Raw genomic sequence first — 17,921 nt, 5'->3', positions numbered from 1 at the left:
ATCGCTGCGCAGCACTCGGTTCGGACGCGGAGGAATGAGCCGTCGAAGGGCTCGGCGTCATCGTGGCTCCGAGCCGGGAATCTTCGACTACCGGACGACCGCGCGATCCGAATCAGTTCGCGGTCTTTGTGATCAACGAGCGGTACGTGGACTAGGACACCTCGGCGGCCGCACCAAGCCACGGCCCGCTTCCCGATCTGGCTCACGTGTGAGGTGCCGCCGCGGCGCAAGCCGCGGACCAGGGCCCGAACCCGCTGCTCCTCTCGTATCTTCTCCGCCCGCGCAGTGACGGTGGGCGGTTCCAGACACCACCAGCGTCCGCTCAAGGCAGTACGGACGCTTGGCCATGGAGGCATAAGCAATGACGCTTATCAGAAAAGGGTGGCTGGCCTCGTGCACGGCTGTGCTCGCCGCGTCGGCGGTGCTGGCAGGATGCGGCAGCTCCGGCTCCAATTCCGGTTCCGGCTCCACCACATCGGGCAAGGACAGTTCCGCATCGGGGCTTGCCACGGCCGAGAAGAACGTGGCGGCCCTGCAGGCCGCCGCCAAGACCTACCCCGTCCCCACCGCGAGTGTGCCGGGCGTGGACAAGTTCAAGGGCCGCAAGGTCTTTTACATCCCGATCGTCCAGCAGGTGCCCGCCTTCGTCGCCACGGCCGGGTCGACGAAGCAGGCGCTCTCCGAGGCCGGCCTCTCGCAGCAGGTGTGCGACGGCAAGGCCCAGCCGACCGCGATCGCCTCCTGCGTCCAGCAGGCGATCACCGCGGACGCGGTCGGGATCATCCTGGACGCGATCCCTTACGGCATGGCGCAGAACGCCCTCGACGCAGCCAAGGCCAAGGGCATCCCGATCGTCATCGCGGACCAGAACCCCCCGACCGGGGTCAAGAACAGCAACCAGGTGAGCTATGTGCCGGGTGCGAGTTCTCAGCCCACCGCGATGGCCTGGTGGATCATCGCCGACTCGAAGGGCAAGGCCAATCTGATCATCGCGCAGAACGCCGACAGCCCCACAGCGATCAAGATGGTGGCCGACTCGCTGCCGATCTACAAGAAGTACTGCCCCGGCTGCAAGGTCACGGTCAAGCAGATCACCGCCTCGACGCCGGCCCTGCTGGCCTCGAAGGCGAGTTCCAACGTCCTGAGCAACCCGAATGCCGACTACTACTACACCGAGTTCGAGGACAGCCTCCAGCCCACCCTCCAGGGCGTCCAGCAGTCGGGGCGTTCTTCGCGCATCTCCGTGTCCACAGCGGCCGGTACGGTGAACGGACTGGGCCTGATCAAGAGCGGTTCGGTCAAGGCCGTCGTAGCCGCGGACCAGCTCTACATGGGCTACGGCGTGACCGACGAACTCCTGCGCATGATGACCAAGTCCGGGCCCATCGACGAGGCCCAGCCCATACGGCTGTTCACCAAGCAGAACATCGACAGCATCAAGGTGACGGCCGCGGCCCAGGCCTCGGGTGAGTGGTTCGGCGACGGTTCCTTCCAGGCGGACTTCGCCAAGCTCTGGGGCATCGGGTGACAAATGAGGCGCACACCGTGAGCACCGGCTCGCGGACCGACCCGCCGGACACGGCACCGCGCCCTCGTCTGGAAGTGGCCGAGCTGTCCAAGGCGTTCGGCTCGACCCGGGCGCTTCGCGAGGTCCATCTGCGGATCGCCCCCGGAGAACTGCATGGACTGGTCGGCCAGAACGGGTGTGGGAAGTCCACCCTCGTCAAGATCCTCACGGGCGTGTACGCGCCCGATCCGGGAGCATCCATCGCGGTGGACGGACGGCAGTTGGCGCTGCCGGTCCGCCCGATGCAGCAGCGCGAGGCGGGAGTCTCGGTCGTCCACCAGAACAGCGGACTGGTGGACGACCTGACGGTGTGGGAGAACGTGCGGCTGGGGCACTACCGGGCAGGTCGGCTCTCACGGCGGATCAACCGCCGTGAGGAGCAGCGGGCGACCGAGCGGGTCCTGGCCCGGCTGGACCGCCCCCTGGAGGTCGGCCGTCAGGTCGGGCAGCTCTCGGCGGAGGACCGGGCCGTGGTCGCCATCGCCCGGGCGGTGCAGGACCACCGCCCGGGGGGTGGGCTCATCGTCTTCGACGAGTCGACCCGGGCGCTGGGCAGGTCGGCTCGGGCCCGTTTCTTCGAGCTGGTCCGGTCGCTCGTGGACGAGGGCACCTCGGTCCTGCTGATCTCACACCAGTTGGAAGAGGTCGTCGAAGCGGCCGACCGGGTCACCGTGCTGCGCGACGGCGCTGTGGTCGAGGCAGGCCTGCCCACGAGCGAGGTGGACGAGGTCTCGCTCACCCGCATGATGCTCGGACGTCACCTCGTCACCCACGGACGGGTCGGGAGCCAGGTCAAGGACGAGGTCGTCGCCTCGGCGCGGGGTCTCGCGGTCGGGCCGGTGACCGGGCTCGACCTCGACGTCCGGCGCGGCGAGATCCTCGGACTGACCGGGCTGATCGGCTCGGGCTTCGTCGAGGCGGCCGAGGCGCTGGCGGGCGCACGCCCGGCCGACGCCGGCACGCTGTCGGTCCACGGGCGCGACCTCGCGCTGGACCGGAAACGTGGCTGCACCGAAGAGTTCGTGGACGCGGGGGTGGCGTTCGTACCCGAGCGCCGCCTGGAGGCAGGGGTGGCCGGCGAACTCTCGGTGGCCGACAACCTGACACTCCCGCGCGTGCGCGGCCGCGGCGGCCGGCTGCGGACCGGCTCCGCATGGCAGGCCGAGGAGACCGCCGCGATGATCGCGAAACTCGACATCCGGCCGCCCCACCCACAAGCGCCGGTCCACACACTGAGCGGCGGCAACCAGCAGAAGGTCCTGCTGGGCAAGTGGCTGGCCGGCGCACCGAACCTGCTGGTGCTGCACGAACCGACGCAGGCCGTCGACGTCGGCGCCCGCCACGACATCATCGACGCGATCCGGGAGGCCGCACGGGACGGCTGCGGAATCGTCCTCGCCTCGATCGACCCCGTCGACCTCGCCGTGCTGTGCGACCGGGTGCTGGTGTTCCGCGACGGCCGGGTCGCCAAGGATCTGAGCGGCGAACTGGAACAGGACGCGATCGTCCAGGCGGTCTTCGACGACGACACAAAACCTCAAGAAAAGGGGCAGGGCGACTGATGGACGTCACCAGCCAGCAGGACACCGACACACCCCCTGTCGCACCGAAGGCGGCACCGACCGGGAAACGGACATCGGCCTCCGCCCTTGCCGGGCATTTCGCCTCGCGTTACTCGGTGATCGGCATCTGGGTGGCCATGATCGCGGTGTATGCCGCCGCGGAGCCGGGAGTGTTCCTGACCAAGGGGACCTTCCAAACCATCTTCGGCTCCCAACAAGCCCTGGTGTTCCTCACCATGGCCCTGCTGTGCACCGTCTGTGTCGGGGAGTTCGTGGACCTGTCGGTCCCCGCGGTCTTCGGGTTCTCCGCCACGATCCTGCCCGTTCTGGTCGTCGAGCACGGATGGGGAGTGTGGCCGGCGGCGTTCGTCGCCGTCCTGGGCGCGATCGTGGTCGGCGTGGTCAACGGCCTGCTCGTCGTCGTGGTCGGGGTGAACACCATCGTGGTGACCCTGGGGATGGGCACCTTCCTGGGCGGCATCGCCCTGTGGCTGTCGCACCTCAACACGGTCAGCGGTCTGCCGACCGGGTTCGGCAAGATCGCGTTGTATTCCGTGGGCGGGCTGCCGATCTCGTTCTACTACGGCGTGGTGCTGGTAGCTGGCTTCGCCTATCTGCTGGCGTTCACACCACTGGGCCGCCACATCCGCTTCGTCGGAGCCAACAGGGAAGTCAGCCGGCTCTCCGGCATCCGCGTCAACCGGATCCGCTTCGGCTCCTTCGTCGCCTCCGGCGCCCTGTGCGGTGTCGGCGCGGTCATCTCCGTCGCGGCCCTGGGCGGCTACAACCCCACCACCTCCGACACCCTGCTGCTGCCGGTCTTCGCCTCAGTCTTCCTCGGCACCGCGATCGTCCTGCCCGGACGCTTCAACCCGGTCGGCACCTTCATCGGTATCTACTTCCTGGCGACCGGCATCCTCGGGCTCCAACTCCTGGGCCTGGAAGCCTGGGTCTCCTCGGTCTTCTACGGAGGTGTCCTGGTGGCAGCGGTCACCATCTCGACCTTGCTGCGCCGCCGCGGTCCATGACCGGCTCGCCGAAACCAGCAGGCAGCCACCTAACATGGCCGGTGTGAGGATGACAGCGACCGACCGGCGACAACTCATCACGCGGGCTGCGGGTGAGCTGTTCATCGCTCGCGGCTACGCCGGTGTCTCCATGGAGGACGTCCTGACGGCGGTGGGCGGCTCCAAGGCGACCCTCTACCGCTATTTCGCCGACAAGAGCGCCCTGTTCCGCGCATCCGTGGAGGCGCTGTGCGACGAGTGGTCCCAGCCGCTGCACACGTTCACGCCGGGCAGCGAGAACCTCACGGAGACCCTGGTCGCGCTCGGTGAACACCTCGCCGGTGTCGTCCTCACACCCGAGGCCATCGCCCTGCACCGCCTGGTCACCTCGGAGGCCGTACGCATTCCCGGGCTCGGCGAGGTCTTCGCCGAGCACGGGCCGAACGCGGGCCACGCGGTGCTCGGGCACTGTCTGCAGCAGGCCTGCGACGACGGGCTGATCAAGGTCGAGGACCCGGTGCGAGCCGCGGAACAGCTCTACCAGGCCATGCTCGGCCACGCCCAGATGCGACTGCTGACGGATGCGCCGGTCAAGCTGACCGACGCCGATGTCCATGCGTCCATCAACGAGGCGGTACGGGTCTTCCTGCACGGCGTCTCCGTCGACCCGGTCTGACCTTTCCCGGTGGAGCCCGCCGTACCCGGCACATGTCTTGCCCTCGAAGCGTACTGGACCGTACAGTACGGTCGCCCGAGTGTCAGGCATGAAGGGACGGCCGATGCCGACGACGACGATCCGAGCCGAACATGTGGGAAGCCTGCTGCGCCCCGAGGAACTGCTGGCGGCGCGCGCCGAACGCAAGCGCGGCGCACTCTCCGACAAGGAGCTGTCGGAGCTGGAGGACCAGGCGGCGACCGCCGCGGTGAAACTGCAACAGGACGCCGGGATACAGGTCTTCACCGACGGCGAGGTGCGCCGGGACGACTTCATGGCCTCGGTGGTGGAGACGGTCGGCGGGCTGGCGCCCGCCGAGGAGTCGTCGGCCCGGCCTCGCTGGATCCGTGACAGTGACGGCGCCGAACTCGACGGCGACGTCGCGCCGGTGGCCATCGCGGCGCCTCTGTACCGACGGACGCCGCTGTCCCTCGCGGAGGCGCGCTGGCTGTCCGGGAACGCACCGGGGCCGTACAAGATCACCATGGCCAGTCCGACGATGGTGGCGGGTTTCTGGCGGCCGGGCATCTCGGACGGCGTCTATCCGACCCGGCGGGACGCGGTGGCCGCGCTGGCGGACATCTACCGGCAGGACATCGCCGAACTGATCGACACCGGGGTCTCCTGGCTGCAGCTCGACTCGCTGGCCTACTGGGCCAACATCGATCCCGAGGCCGCGCGGATGCGCCGGGTGACGGACCTGGAGGGGCATCTCTCCCACATCATCGACACGGACAACGGCCTGATCCGTTCCGCCCGTTCGAGGCGCCCCGGCATGACCGTGGCCATGCACTTCTGCCGGGGCAACATGCGCAGCGCCTGGTCCGCCGAGGGCGGCTACGAGCCCATCGCCGAGCGGGTGTTCGGCGAGGTCGAGGTCGACCGCTTCCTCCTGGAGTACGACACGGAGCGTTCCGGTGGGTTCGAGCCGCTGCGCTTCGTGCCGCCCGCCAAGACCGTCGTCCTCGGGCTGGTGTCGTCCAAGGTGGCGGAGCTGGAGTCGGTGGACACACTGCGGCGGCGCATCGACGAGGCCTCGCAGTATCTGCCTCTGGAGCAGCTCGCCCTCAGTCCGCAGTGCGGGTTCGCCTCGACAAGTCAGGGCAATCTGCTGACCGTCGACGACCAGCGCCGCAAGCTGGAACTCGTCGCCGAGACGGCACGGCTGGTCTGGGGCTGACGGCGGAACACCGCCCCGGGGCCCGATGTGGCGGGCCGGCCCTCGGGGGCCGGGGCGGGCGGGGCCCAAGGCACCGTAGCGGCCAGGGGCTGGGAGCCGTGGCGGCCGGGGGCAGGTGCCGGGGCAGGCGAGGGCTCGGGCTCGGCAGCAGGTAGGGCTCAAGCGCCACAGCGGCCGGGGGCTCGAGCGCCGGGGTGAGCGGGGCCTCAGGCACCGCGGCCGGCGGGTACTCAGACGCCGGGGCGGGCGACGAGCCGTTGGTGTGGCTTCGCGTCGTAGGGCGAACCGTTGGACGCGATGGTCAGCAGCCGCTCCGCCTTCAACTCGGTTTCCTGCCACTCCCGTTCGGGGTCCGAGCCCCAGGTGATGCCCGCTCCGGCGCCGAAGTTGAGACGCTGCCGGGCCCGGTCGATCCAGAACGTGCGGATGCCTACGGCCAGTTCGCCGGTGCCGCGATCGGCGTCGACCCAGCCGATGCCGCCGCAGTACGGCCCGCGCGGCGCGGTCTCCAGGGCGGAAATGATGCCGAGGGCGCTCTCCTTCGGGGCGCCCGTGACGGATCCTGGCGGGAAGGTGGCCGCCAGCAGCTCGGGCCATCCTGCTCCGTCCCGCAGTTCTCCGCGCACCGTGGAGACCAGGTGGACGAGGCCGGGATGGCGTTCCACCGCGCACAGGTCCGGCACGGTGACGCTGCCGGTGGCGCACACGCGCCCGAGGTCGTTGCGGACCAGGTCGACGATCATCACGTTCTCGGCGTGGTCCTTCTCCAGCAGATCCGCCTCGGTGCGCCCGGTGCCCTTGATGGGGCCCGACTCGATCAGGCGTCCCTCCCGGCGCAGGAAGAGCTCGGGGGAAGCCGTGGCCACCTCGACTCCGAGGCTCGGCAGTCTGATCAGACCCGCGTACGGCGCGCGGTGGCGCGCCGCCAACCGGTCGGCCAGCGCCTCGATGTCGGCATCCGCCGCCAGGGGCGCCGACAGTACGCGGCAGAGGTTGGCCTGGTACACCTCCCCGCGCGCGATGTGCTCACGGATACGCCGCACGCCCTCCATGTAGGTGTCGCGATCCAGCGACGTGGCCCACATCCCGGGCGCGGGCCCGTCCCATCGGGCACCTCGGACGGGGTGCTGCGCGGCGGGTCGTACGTCCCGGAAGCGGGCGCAGGTCAGACGCCCTTCGAAGTCGGCCACGACGGCCCAGAAACCCTCGGAGTCGAGCGCGGCGGGGTCATGGGTGACGTCGATCAGGCCGGTCGCCACCCGGTCGCCGAGCCGGGCCAGCGGCGGGAGTTGCATCATGTCCGGCACCTTTCCTGAGCGCGGACGAACAGCGCGGGTACGCGGCATCACCCTGGGCGCCGACCGCCCGACTCGCTTATGCGGGTACGGTCTTGGGCACGGCGTTCCACTCGGCCGCCCGGAGCGTGTTGACCATCAGCATGGCGATGGTCATCGGACCGACCCCGCCCGGTACGGGCGTGATACGGCTGGCGATGCCGTCGAGTTCGGCGACGCGGACGTCACCGGTCAGGCCCTCGGGCGTGCGGTGGATGCCGACGTCGATCACGGTCGCGCCGGGCTTGACGTGCTCGGGTCCGACGAGACCCCGTACTCCGGTGGCGACGACGACGATGTCGGCGGGGCGGGTGACGGCGGCGAGGTCGGCGGTGAACTCGTGGGCGACCGTGACGGTGGCGCCACGCCGCAGCAGCAACTGGGCCAGGGGGCGGCCGACGAGTTCGCCCCAGCCGACGACGGCGACGCACGCGCCCCTGAGCTCGATGCCTTCGGCGTCGAGGAGTTCGATGACACCGCTCGGGGTGCAGGGGCGCAACCCCCGTTCCCCGCGCGCCAGTCGGCCGGCGCTGGCCGTGGTCAGACCGTCGACGTCCTTGGCCGCGGGGATCCGGTCGATCAGGGTCGCGGCGTCGAGATGGGCGGGCAGGGGCAGTTGGAGGAGGATGCCGGAGACCTCCGGGTCGGCCGCCAACTCGTCGATGACCGCGGCGACTTCGTCCCCGGAAGCGTGCCGGGAGAGGTGCCGGTGGAAGTCGCGCATGCCGGCCTCGCGGATGGCGCGGCGTTTGGCGGCGACGTAGACGGCGCTGGCCGGGTCGTCGCCGACCAGGACGGTCGCCAGCCCGGGCACCCGTCCCGAGGCCGCGGCCACGGCGACCCGTTCGGCGACCCGGGCCCGGATGTCACGGGCGATCCGGGCCCCGTCGATGGTGGTTGTCATGATGGCGAACCGCTTTCTGCTGGTGAACGCTTCACCCGGTGAAGAGGACCGTGTACCGAGGTCTCGGACGACCGACCGCCGCTGTACGGCACCGGGGCCGGGGCGGCGGTGAGGACCGGGAGCCGAATCGCGCGCGACGCGGGGACTCGCCGCGTCCGCCGCCCCGGGTGACCCGGCGCTCGACAGGACCGTCGGCCACGAGGCCGACCTGGGTCCCGGTCGGGGCACGTGGGACGAGAGGGGGTTCAGGCGAAGACGATGGTGTGCTTGCCGTTGCGGATGACCCGGTCCTCGGCGTGCCACAGCACCGCGCGGGAGAGGACCGCGCGTTCCACGTCGGCGCCGCGCCGGGTGAGGTCGCCGGCGGTGTGGGCGTGGCTGACGCGCACCACGTCCTGCTCGATGATCGGGCCCTCGTCGAGGTCCTCGGTGACGTAGTGGGCGGTGGCACCGACCAGCTTCACGCCGCGTTCCTTGGCCTTGGCGTAGGGGCCGGCGCCGATGAAGGCGGGCAGGAAGGAGTGGTGGATGTTGATGATGGGCACGCCGACGCGCTCGATGAAGTCGCCGGAGAGGATCTGCATGTAGCGGGCGAGGACGACGAAGTCGACGTTGTCCTTGAGCAGCCGCAGGTGCTCCGCTTCGGCGGCCGACTTGTCCGCTCCCATGGACGGGACGTGGAAGAAGGGGATGCCGAACGACCGCACCTCCTCCGCCGTGTCCGGGTGATTGGAGATCACCATGGCGATGCTGACCGGGAGTTGACCCTGGCGATGGCGCCAGAGCAGGTCGAGCAGGCAGTGGTCGGACTTGGAGGCGAAGATCGCCACCCGCTTCGGCACCGACATGTCGCGCAGCGTGTAGCTGAGGCCGTACGGCTTCACCAACTCCTTGTCGAAGTCGGCGCGCAGGCCCGGCAGTTCGGCCCGCAGACCGTCCAGTCCGAACACCGTGCGCTGGAAGAAGGCGCCGCCCTGCGGGTTGTCCGAGTACTGGTCGAGGGAGACGATGTTGGCGCCGTGCCGGCCGAGCACCGAGGTCACGGCCGCGACGATGCCGGTGGCGTCGGCGCCCTGGACGATCAGCGACGCCTGGTGCCCCGCTCCCCCGGTCTTCCGGGCGGTGGCGGTGGGGGCGGCCTGCGTGACGGTCATACGAGGTTGTCCTTCCTGAACTGGGCGATCCACTCGGACGTGGCCCGCAGGCCGCCGAAGGTGTAGAAATGGATCTTTATGTCTCCGTGGCGGGCCGGGTCGTGGCCGTCGGCGAGCGCGCGCAGGAACTTGTCCGGACCTGCGGTGCCCATCAGGTTGGTGATGGACAGGCCGTACTTCTTGGCGATGGAGGCGCTGGTGCCGACGCCGAACCGGGTGGCGTAGGACATCAGGCGCCGTACGCCGGCCGGGCCGGGGACGCCGATCCGGACGGGGAGGGTGATGCCCTCCGCGCGGACCTTCTCCAGCCAGGCCAGGACGGGATCCACGTCGAAGCCGAACTGGGTGATGACGCTGCCGTCGAGTTCCTGCTCGGCGATGGACGCGCTCTTCTCGCGCAGCGCGGACCACAGCGCGTCCCCGGCGATGTCCGGGTGGCCCTCCGGGTAGCCGCTGATACTGACGTGCCGGACGCCGTACTCCCGCAGCAGTCCCGTCTCGATCAGCGCGAGCGAGTCCTCGTAGGGGCCCTCGGGGCGGGTGGGGTCGCCGCCGACGGTGAAGACGTTGGCGCAGGTGCCGTCGGCCCGGAGTCCGGCGAGGAACTCCTCGAACTCGGCCTGCGAACCGAGCCGGCGGGCGGAGATGTGCGGTACCGGCACGAAGCCGAGGCGTTTCACCGCCCGGGACGCCTCCAGGCGCATGGCGAGGTTCTCGTTGCCGAGAAAGGTGACGTTGATGCGGGTGCCCTGCGGGATGGAGTCCCGGGCCTCCTCGAGCTTCGGGACGTCCTTGCCTGTCATCTCCAGGGAAAAGTCCTCCAGCAGCGATGTGCTCACCGCCGCCGAGGCTGTACTGAGGGGGTTCATCGTGCTCCTTGTCGATAGGGAAGGGGGGCCGCGGGGCGCGTGGCCCGACCGGTGGCGGGGTGAGGCTCTCGGCCTGGAGAGGGGAAACGGGCAGGGCGGGAGCGGGGGGCGGCCGGACGCGTGACGCCGCTTCCAGCCGCCCGCCGCGCGCCGTGCACGGCGCGCCCCCAGGGGCGCGGGGAACTGCGCGACCAGCCACGACGGACCCGCAGACGACGCACCAGCCCCCGCGATGCGCTACGCGTTACGCCGGTACTCCGTGCGCGCGTGCCGGTCGAACGGGCTGACCTGAACGGTGGCGCGGATGCGCGGGAACCCGAGGTCGGCCTCGGGGTCGGTACCCAGGCCCGGGTGCTCGCCCCAGACCACAGTGACCTCGGTGCCGGGCTCGGCGTGCGCGGAGTCGATCAACGTCTGTGCCAGGACGGTGCCGACCGGGTCGATCGACGCGGTCTGCATGGTCGCGCCGACCAGTCCGGCCGAGGTCTCCACCCGGTGGCGGGCGTAGGTGAGGACGAAGCCGGGATCCGCTCCCCCGCCGACCACCCGGCGCACGTCGTCGGCGTCGAACACCAGCGTGACCTTGGTGCGGCGGGGCTCGTCCTTCGCCTTGAGCAGGGCGTCGCGGCCGTGGAAGTCGTGCCCGAAGTGGATCAGCTTGCCGTAGCCCAGCTCGTACGGGGAGACGTAGTAGTCGGCGATGTCCTCCGAGAAATAGCTGCCGTTGAGGGGACGCTTTCCCTCGATGCCGAACAGGGGCAACCAGGCGCGGTATTCCGCGAGTTCGGGGTCCGCGTAGATACCCGGGACCGGCGAGGGGATCCAGCCGCTCTCCACGCTCGGCGTGGTGTACGCCAGCGCGCCGACCTGCACCAGGCCCAGCGGCTCACCGGCCTTGAGGAACGCCTCGTGCACGTACCCCGCGTGCTCCCACGGGCCGATGAACTCGTAGCCCGCCTGCCCGGCCATGCCGTGGCGCAGCGCCTCGAAGGAGCGGCCGTCCAGGGTGACCGGCGTCGAGTGGAAGAACTTGGTCTCCGGCAGCGGCCCGCCGAAGACCTTCTCGATCAGCTCCAGTGCCAGCGGACCCTGGATCTGGTAGCGGAACAGCTTGGGGTCACCGCCGCCGGGACGGAAGGCGGAGGACGTGTCGGTCTCGAAGGCGACGTCGTAGCCGCCCTTCTCCGCGTGGTACTGCACCCAGTGCTGGGCGGCGGGGACACCGCTGAGGAGGTACTTGTTCTCGGCGCGCCGGGCGAGGATGCCATCGGTGACGATCTTGCCGTCCCGGGTGACCGGTACGTACTGCTTGGCCTGGCCGATCGCGAACTTCTCGAAGTTGTTGGCGCCGTACTCGGCCAGCACGCGGGTGGCGTCGGGGCCCTCGATCCACAGGTCGTACATGTGGTGCGAGAGGTTGAGCAGTGCGACGCCCTCGTGCCAGGCCGCCTGCTCCTGACGCCAGCCGGCGTACTCCCGCTCGACCACCTCCGGGGTCCACGGCTCGGCGTTCGGCTGCCACAGCAGACCGATGGGCGAACCGGCCTTGTCGATGCCGTCCTGAAGACTGGGGATTGCCATTGCGGCTCCTCTCAAAGCCATCTCCCTGAAGTACTAAATCGATCTAGTGACGCGGCTCGTCACAATCGACATATTCAGGGAGGAAAAGGGGATCGCTAGAACGATCTAGCGCAAGCTAGCAGACGGGTTTGGAGCTTGGCGAGACTCGTGCAGGACCTTTCTGCACTGGCTCCGCACGACGATCTCCGACTCCGAGGGCAGGCGGTCGCCCGCCCAGGCGGCGGCCACACACACCGCGTGCAGGCTGGAGCGGACGTCGTGCACGCGCACGCAGAACGCGCCGGCCGCGGCGGCCAGCGCGGACACCGCCGCGGTGGCCGCGTCACGGTCGCCGGGCGCGGAGTCGATCCCCGCCCGGTCGCTCAACGCGGCACCGATGAAACGCTTCCTGGACGCCCCCACCAACACCGGGAACCCGGCGGCACGCAGGGTTGGCAGATGCGTGAGGAGTTCCCAGTCGTGGGCCGCGCGCTTGGCGAACCCGAGTCCGGGATCAATGATGATGCGCCCCGGATCGATTCCGGCCGCGGTGAGTGCCTCGACGCGGCGCAGCAGTTCGGAGGTGACGTCGCCGACGACGTCGCCGTAGACCGCGTGGCGGTCCATCTCACGGCTGGGCGCACGCCAGTGCATCGCGACATACGGCACCTCGGCCGCCGCGACGACGGCGGCCATGGCGGGATCCGCCAGTCCGCCGCTGACGTCGTTGACCATGCACGCGCCGGCCTCGATCGCGGCGCGGGCGACCGCCGCGTGCATGGTGTCCACACTGACGGCCACCTCCGCGCGCACCAGTTCCCGCACCACGGGCACCACGCGGGCCAACTCCGCCTCCACCGGGACGGGTTCGGCTCCCGGCCGAGTGGACTCGCCGCCCACGTCGACCAGGTCCGCGCCCTCCTCGGCGAGCCGCAGGCCCCGTTCCACGGCCTGTCCGGTCTCGGCGTACCGACCTCCGTCGGAGAACGAGTCCGGAGTCACGTTCAGGATGCCCATCACCAGACATCGGTCGGGCTGCGGGAGCCCCGCCGGGCCTCTCGGGGGTGGTTGCGCAAACGCGCATCTCATGTCGATCATCGGTCGAACGACCTCCTCCGCCTGCGGGCCGTATGCCCTGCGAGCTGGAAAAGCTAAATCGATATAGCGAACACGTTACAACGGATCGCTAAATCGTTCTAGTCCTTGGCGGTTCAATTTCGTCGTCTGTCATCCGACGCCGCCCCTCGACGTGGGCGCAGCGGTCGTGACCGACCAGAGCGCTGCGGCGCCAGACACCGGACGTGTCCCGCAACCGGATCTCGTCGCGATGGGCGACCACGTCGCCGACCGGCTCGGCGCGCAGCCGGGCGACCACATATCCGGCCGCCAGACCGGTGATGTCACAGACCACCCCCATGGGCAGCAGCGAGCGCGTCTCGGCGATGGCGTCGTCCTCCCCCGCGCGCATCACCACGCGGATATGCGGCGCGACACCGTGGGCGGCGATGGCCACGGCCACGTTGTCCAGGTCGTCGGAGCCGACGGCGGCCAGCGCCCTGGCGTGACCGATGCGCAGCCGTTCCAGTACATGGCGGTCGCCGCCGTGACCGTCCATGACGGGAATGCCGAGGGTGCGTGCCAGCCGCGCGGTGGCGGCCTGCGGGTCGCGTTCGACGCCGACGACGGGGATGCCCAGCGCGCGCAGCTCGACGCAGAGCCGCATGCCGACCTGGCCCATTCCCACCACGATGACGTGCCCCGCGCGGGGCAGGGTGCGCGGACCGATCAGCCCGATCAGGCGCGGACCGAGCATCCGCTCGACCACTCCGGCGGTGAAGAAGGCGGTGAAGGCGACAGTGCTCAGCATCGCGAGGGCAGCGAAGATCTGGTAGGCGTGAGCATCCGGTGGCGCGGCGGCCGGACCGACGCCGGCCACTACCCGGGCGGCCTCGAACAGCGCCTCGGACGGGCGATGCCCGAACGCCGTGAGCCACACCCAGTCGGCGGCGAGTACGACGAGCATCGCGAGCATGCCCAGGACGAGCAACCGGGTGCCCGGGTCGTGGGAGCGCAGCTGGAACCCGACCCACCTTCTGCGGTACCGGCGACGCCACTGCCCCGGCAGGGCCGATTCCTCTGCTTCCAGGACGCCGTCCCGCTCTCGGACGACCTGGACACACCCTCCGCGCCGGCGAGCGGCGACGAAGGAAGGATCCAGGCACGGGCCGGCCAGTGACGGCGCCGCGAGGTCCGCCGGCGAGGTCACATCGCACTGCGGCAGGAGGCGCGCGAGCTCGTCGGCGATCGTGCGATCGAAGATCGTGACGATCAGAGGAACGTCGGGCGCGACGTGTGCGACGGCCAGCGCGTAGCGCAGGGCCGCGACGTCGTCGTGGAGCAGTACGGCCACGCCCGCCGGCCGCGGGGCCAGCGCCGCGCGCAGTTCGGGGTCACGTGGACGCGGAAGGTGCCGCACCGCGTCGGACGAGGCGTGCAGGGCACCGCACACCCGGCCGGCCAGGTGCGTGTCACCGATGACGACGTACGAAGGCACGGGGCCGTGATGGGTGTGACGCGTTGGGTTCGAGGTCATGGGGTCGACGTCCTGCCTTGAGGGATGACGGTGAGCCGGTCGGCAGCCGACCGGCTGGAGCCCGTCCGGGGAGCCGAGCCGGTCATCAAGTGACCTTCGGCCGGCGGTGATCGTCGAGGATCATCGATGAGGGAGCCACGGCCGGCCCACCGGTGGCGCCGCGGCGTACCCTCCCCCTCGCCCGTCTCTTCAAGACGGCTCGGCGCGACGACGCGACGACGCGAGGGCACAGAGGGACGCGGAGCTCCCGATACGGGCCCGCTTCAGGCTCCTGATCCCCGCCGCGCCGTACCGTACGGTTCAGTGCCGTACGAAGCAAGGCAATTCGATCCGACAGAACCGGCGCACTCGGCATCCCGCAGCCGCCCGTGCTTCGGCTCCCGTCGGCCTCCCTACAATGAGTGAACGCCGTGTCGCTGGGACTCAGGTGCACACGACAACGTCAGCAGGGGTGATGGGGACTTCCAGAAGAGTCACGCTGAACGACGTGGCGGCGGCGAGCGGTGTTTCTCGCGCCACCGTCAGTTTCGTTCTCAACGACGACCCTCACCAGACGATCTCGGCAGCCACCCGCGACCGGGTGAAGGAGGCGGCCCGAACGCTCGGCTACGTTCCGCACGGCGTGGCGCGAGCACTGCGAGAAGGAACCTCGCGGGTCGTCGTCCTGAACATCGACGCGGGCATGGAAGGCGCGTACTCCCGCAGCTACATCCACGGACTCGACGCGGAGTTGGCCGCCCACGACCATGTCCTTCTGGTCCGACACGGCCACCACACCGCGCAGTCCATCCAGCAGGTTCTCGACGTCATCGTCCCCCGCGCGGTGATCCGCTTCGGCGAGACGTACCTCACCGGTCACGCACTCGACGACATGGGAGGCGGCTGGCGCAACGGTCTCGCCGCCCACACCGCCCTCCAACTCCGCCACCTCGTCGACCGCGGCCACACCCGCATCGCCGTGGCCCTGCCCGACACCGAGTCACCGCTCGCCGCGACCCGCCTGCGCTTCGTCGAGCACGCCGCGCAGAACCTTGACATCCCCACTCCCGTCTCCTTCATCGCCCCCCATGACCGGCCCGCCAGCGCCGACGCCGTCAACGCGTTCCTCTCCCGAGCCCCCGAGGTGACCGCGATCGCCGGCTTCAACGACGACGTGGCCCTGCGCGTCCTCACCGCCCTGCGCGACCTGGGCCGGCGCGTGCCGGGCGACACGGCCGTGATCGGCTTCGACGACAACGGCTACGGCGAACACGTCATCCCCTCCCTGACCACGATCAACGTCGACGGCGAGGCCCACGGCCGGCTCAGCGCCCGGCTCGCCCTGGGGCTCGACACCAGTGGTCTGGAGCCCCCGCCCGCGCGGGTCGTCGTTCGCGAGTCGGCCTGACGGGGCGGGCCACGGTTTCGGCGCAGCCGTCCCGTCGTGGTGAATGCGGTCTCCGTCGCAGGGCGGGGGTCCGCATCATGACCGTGCGCCGTACGGTTCACCGGCCGGAGTACCTGGGCCGCTCTTGCCGGCGTGGGCGAGCACTGCCCAAGGCCCGTGGCCGGGCTCGGCTTCGCGCGCACGCGTTCACGCGTTCACGCGTTCACGCGTTCACGCGTTCACGACCGAGAACGTCGGCTGTGATCACTGCCGGCACCGTTTTCCACTGACGCCGAAGGCCTCCTGAACACCTCGGCGAAGACCAGCGCCCGCCGGGTGTGCGTGGGGTCCAGAACAACCGTCGGGACTCCCACACGGCTTCCGTCCGTCCGTCGACCATCCGCTCCAGAAAATCCGCGCACGGCCCTTGAGTGCGCCAGATGTGTACCGTACCGTACAGTTCACCTCGCCGACGGAGGCCGGGACCTTCCCCCCTCCGACATGCCCGTCCGGGCCGCACCCACCAGCCGCGACACCCCCGAGCCGGGTCACTCACGACGCCAGGCGCCGCAAACGGCTTCGCCCCGCCGCCACAACGGCCGGCCCCACGCCCTTGCCGCCGCCTCACCTACGCATCGCGACGACATGGAGAAACCGATGGCACACCTCGAAGACCAACTCCAGGCGGCCGGAGGCCCGTTGGGCCTGCTGCGCAGCGGCCGTTCCGGCGCCTACCCGTTCCCGATCAAGGCCGAGTTCACCAACTGGCGTGACGAGCAGGAGAGTTGGCGCAACTCGGCGGCGCTGATGGACCTGTCCCACCACATGACCGACCTCACCGTCCAAGGACCCGACTGCTACCGGCTGTTGGCCGATGTCGGCGCGAACACCTTCCAGGGCTTCGGCCCGATGAAGGCCAAGCAGTTCGTCGCGGTCAACCACGACGGCTACATGATCGGCGACTGCATCCTCTTCTGCCTCGCCGACAACCACGTCCGCCTCGTCGGCCGCCCACCGGCGCTCAACTGGGTCCAGTTCCACGCCGAGACCGGCGGCTACGACGTCACCCTGCGCCGCGACGAGCGCACCGCGCAGAACCCGAACGGCCGCGAGTTCTTCCGACTCCAGCTCCAGGGCCCGCATGCCTCGGCGATCTTCGAGGAGGTCAACGGCGGGCCCATGCCCGACATCCCGTTCTTCAGCATGGGGAAGTTCAACATCGGCAAGCACGAGGTCACCGCCCTCAACCACCGCATGTCGGGCTTCCCCGGTCTGGAGTTCTTCGGCCCCTACGAGTACATCGACGACGTCCGCGACGCCATCCTGGAAGCCGGTGAACCCTTCGGAGTCCGTCAGATCGGCGCCCGCGCCTACGCCTCCGTGGCCACCGAGTCCGGCTGGATCGCCAACACCGTCCCCGCCGTGTACTCGGGCGACAGCATGAAGACGTATCGCGAATGGCTCGGCGTCAGGACCTTCGAGGCCAACCTCTCCCTCGGTGGCAGCTTCGCCTCCGACCGCGTGGAGGACTACTACGTCACGCCCTGGGACCTCGGCTACGGACACATCCTCAAGTTCGACCACGACTTCATCGGCCGCGAGGCCCTGGAGCGCCGGAAGGCCGAGAAGCACCGCCGCAAGGCATGGCTGGCCTGGCACCGCGACGACGTCGCCCGTGTCTTCGCCTCCCAGTACGAGCAGGGCGACCGGCGCTTCAAGTACATCGAGATGCCCGCCGCCTTCTACGCCGCCTCCCAGTTCGACCGCGTCGAGAGCAACGGCCGGCTCGTCGGCCTTTCGACACTGTGCAGTTACACGTCCAACGTCCGCGGCTGGATCTCCGTCGTCATGATCGACGACGACGTGCACTACGGACAGCAGGTCGAGCTGGTCTGGGGCGAGCCCGACGGCGGCTCCGCCAACCCCACGGTCGAACGCCACGCCCAGACCACCATCCGCGCCACCGTCACCCGCAGGCCCTTCGCCGGCGACAAACGCTGACAACGGCCGGTTACGGCATCTCCCCCGCTCCCGAGCCCGTCCGCGGAAGGCTCGCAGGGCAGGGCGGGGCACCAGGCAGGCGGCTCCCGCCTGGTGCCCCGCCCGCACT

At 70.0% G+C, this 17,921-nt stretch carries 14 protein-coding genes; 7 read left to right on the top strand and 7 right to left on the bottom strand.

Annotated features, from left to right (window positions below):
• Positions 1-361: 361 nt before the first annotated feature.
• The 5 genes from OG226_RS44545 to OG226_RS44525 all read left to right on the top strand — a co-directional run bounded on the left by OG226_RS44545 (position 362) and on the right by OG226_RS44525 (position 6,031).
• Positions 362-1,528, top strand: a complete 1,167-nt coding sequence (locus OG226_RS44545) for a sugar ABC transporter substrate-binding protein (RefSeq protein WP_329352314.1) — start codon at positions 362-364, stop codon at positions 1,526-1,528.
• A 17-nt stretch (positions 1,529-1,545) separates the two neighbouring features.
• The gene (locus tag OG226_RS44540; protein ID WP_329352313.1) at positions 1,546-3,129 is read left to right on the top strand and encodes a sugar ABC transporter ATP-binding protein; all 1,584 of its coding nucleotides are present in this window, start codon (positions 1,546-1,548) and stop codon (positions 3,127-3,129) included.
• Positions 3,129-4,157 carry an ABC transporter permease gene (locus OG226_RS44535; RefSeq protein ID WP_329352312.1) on the top strand — a complete coding sequence of 343 codons (1,029 nt, stop codon included), beginning with the start codon at positions 3,129-3,131 and terminating at the stop codon, positions 4,155-4,157. The genes OG226_RS44540 and OG226_RS44535 overlap by 1 nt, the downstream gene beginning before the upstream one ends.
• A gap of 49 nt (positions 4,158-4,206) precedes the next feature.
• Entirely contained in the window at positions 4,207-4,812 is a 606-nt protein-coding gene (locus OG226_RS44530) for a TetR/AcrR family transcriptional regulator (protein ID WP_329353702.1), read from the top strand.
• Positions 4,813-4,915: 103 nt separating this feature from the next.
• The gene (locus tag OG226_RS44525) at positions 4,916-6,031 is read left to right on the top strand and encodes a cobalamin-independent methionine synthase II family protein (protein WP_329352311.1); all 1,116 of its coding nucleotides are present in this window, start codon (positions 4,916-4,918) and stop codon (positions 6,029-6,031) included.
• 230 nt (positions 6,032-6,261) lie between these two features.
• Here the strand turns inward: OG226_RS44525 and OG226_RS44520 are convergent, their stop codons facing one another.
• From OG226_RS44520 to OG226_RS44490, 7 genes are all read right to left on the bottom strand, one after another.
• Entirely contained in the window at positions 6,262-7,329 is a 1,068-nt protein-coding gene (locus OG226_RS44520) for a chorismate-binding protein (protein WP_329352310.1), read from the bottom strand.
• A gap of 76 nt (positions 7,330-7,405) precedes the next feature.
• Positions 7,406-8,269, bottom strand: a complete 864-nt coding sequence (locus OG226_RS44515) for a bifunctional 5,10-methylenetetrahydrofolate dehydrogenase/5,10-methenyltetrahydrofolate cyclohydrolase (protein WP_329352309.1) — start codon at positions 8,267-8,269, stop codon at positions 7,406-7,408.
• Positions 8,270-8,514: 245 nt separating this feature from the next.
• On the bottom strand, positions 8,515-9,423 hold the full coding sequence (purU, locus tag OG226_RS44510) for a formyltetrahydrofolate deformylase (RefSeq protein ID WP_329352308.1): 909 nt from the start codon (positions 9,421-9,423) through the stop codon (positions 8,515-8,517).
• On the bottom strand, positions 9,420-10,292 hold the full coding sequence (locus OG226_RS44505) for a methylenetetrahydrofolate reductase (RefSeq protein ID WP_329352307.1): 873 nt from the start codon (positions 10,290-10,292) through the stop codon (positions 9,420-9,422). Before OG226_RS44505 ends, purU begins: the two co-directional genes overlap by 4 nt.
• Before the next feature lie 237 nt (positions 10,293-10,529).
• On the bottom strand, positions 10,530-11,873 hold the full coding sequence (locus OG226_RS44500) for an aminomethyl transferase family protein (protein WP_329352306.1): 1,344 nt from the start codon (positions 11,871-11,873) through the stop codon (positions 10,530-10,532).
• A gap of 105 nt (positions 11,874-11,978) precedes the next feature.
• Complete coding sequence (gene folP / locus OG226_RS44495) at positions 11,979-12,869, bottom strand: dihydropteroate synthase (protein WP_329353701.1); 891 nt, start codon at positions 12,867-12,869, stop codon at positions 11,979-11,981.
• A gap of 169 nt (positions 12,870-13,038) precedes the next feature.
• A complete protein-coding gene (locus tag OG226_RS44490) occupies positions 13,039-14,445 on the bottom strand; it encodes an NAD(P)-binding protein (protein ID WP_329352305.1) in 1,407 nt (468 codons plus the stop codon).
• 454 nt (positions 14,446-14,899) lie between these two features.
• Here OG226_RS44490 and OG226_RS44485 point away from each other — a divergent pair, with 454 nt between their 5' ends.
• A complete protein-coding gene (locus OG226_RS44485) occupies positions 14,900-15,832 on the top strand; it encodes a LacI family DNA-binding transcriptional regulator (RefSeq protein ID WP_329352304.1) in 933 nt (310 codons plus the stop codon).
• Positions 15,833-16,468: 636 nt separating this feature from the next.
• A complete protein-coding gene (locus OG226_RS44480; protein WP_329352303.1) occupies positions 16,469-17,812 on the top strand; it encodes an aminomethyl transferase family protein in 1,344 nt (447 codons plus the stop codon).
• Positions 17,813-17,921: the final 109 nt, after the last annotated feature.

This window comes from Streptomyces sp. NBC_01261, from assembly GCF_036226385.1.
In the GTDB taxonomy this organism is placed as follows: Bacteria; Actinomycetota; Actinomycetes; order Streptomycetales; family Streptomycetaceae; genus Streptomyces.
The sequence above is the reverse complement of the archived record's forward strand: the minus strand, read 5'-3'. Positions and strand labels throughout refer to the sequence as shown.

Excerpts from the sequence above, each read along its gene's own strand:
- OG226_RS44545 (WP_329352314.1), top strand. The coding sequence starts at position 362 with ATGACGCTTATCAGAAAAGGGTGGCTGGCCTCGTGCACGGCTGTGCTC.
- OG226_RS44535 (WP_329352312.1), top strand. The coding sequence starts at position 3,129 with ATGGACGTCACCAGCCAGCAGGACACCGACACACCCCCTGTCGCACCG.
- OG226_RS44530 (WP_329353702.1), top strand. The coding sequence starts at position 4,207 with ATGACAGCGACCGACCGGCGACAACTCATCACGCGGGCTGCGGGTGAG.
- OG226_RS44525 (WP_329352311.1), top strand. The coding sequence starts at position 4,916 with ATGCCGACGACGACGATCCGAGCCGAACATGTGGGAAGCCTGCTGCGC.
- OG226_RS44520 (WP_329352310.1), bottom strand. The coding sequence starts at position 7,329 with ATGATGCAACTCCCGCCGCTGGCCCGGCTCGGCGACCGGGTGGCGACC.
- OG226_RS44515 (WP_329352309.1), bottom strand. The coding sequence starts at position 8,269 with ATGACAACCACCATCGACGGGGCCCGGATCGCCCGTGACATCCGGGCC.
- purU (WP_329352308.1), bottom strand. The coding sequence starts at position 9,423 with ATGACCGTCACGCAGGCCGCCCCCACCGCCACCGCCCGGAAGACCGGG.
- OG226_RS44505 (WP_329352307.1), bottom strand. The coding sequence starts at position 10,292 with ATGAACCCCCTCAGTACAGCCTCGGCGGCGGTGAGCACATCGCTGCTG.
- OG226_RS44500 (WP_329352306.1), bottom strand. The coding sequence starts at position 11,873 with ATGGCAATCCCCAGTCTTCAGGACGGCATCGACAAGGCCGGTTCGCCC.
- folP (WP_329353701.1), bottom strand. The coding sequence starts at position 12,869 with ATGGGCATCCTGAACGTGACTCCGGACTCGTTCTCCGACGGAGGTCGG.
- OG226_RS44490 (WP_329352305.1), bottom strand. The coding sequence starts at position 14,445 with ATGACCTCGAACCCAACGCGTCACACCCATCACGGCCCCGTGCCTTCG.
- OG226_RS44485 (WP_329352304.1), top strand. The coding sequence starts at position 14,900 with ATGGGGACTTCCAGAAGAGTCACGCTGAACGACGTGGCGGCGGCGAGC.
- OG226_RS44480 (WP_329352303.1), top strand. The coding sequence starts at position 16,469 with ATGGCACACCTCGAAGACCAACTCCAGGCGGCCGGAGGCCCGTTGGGC.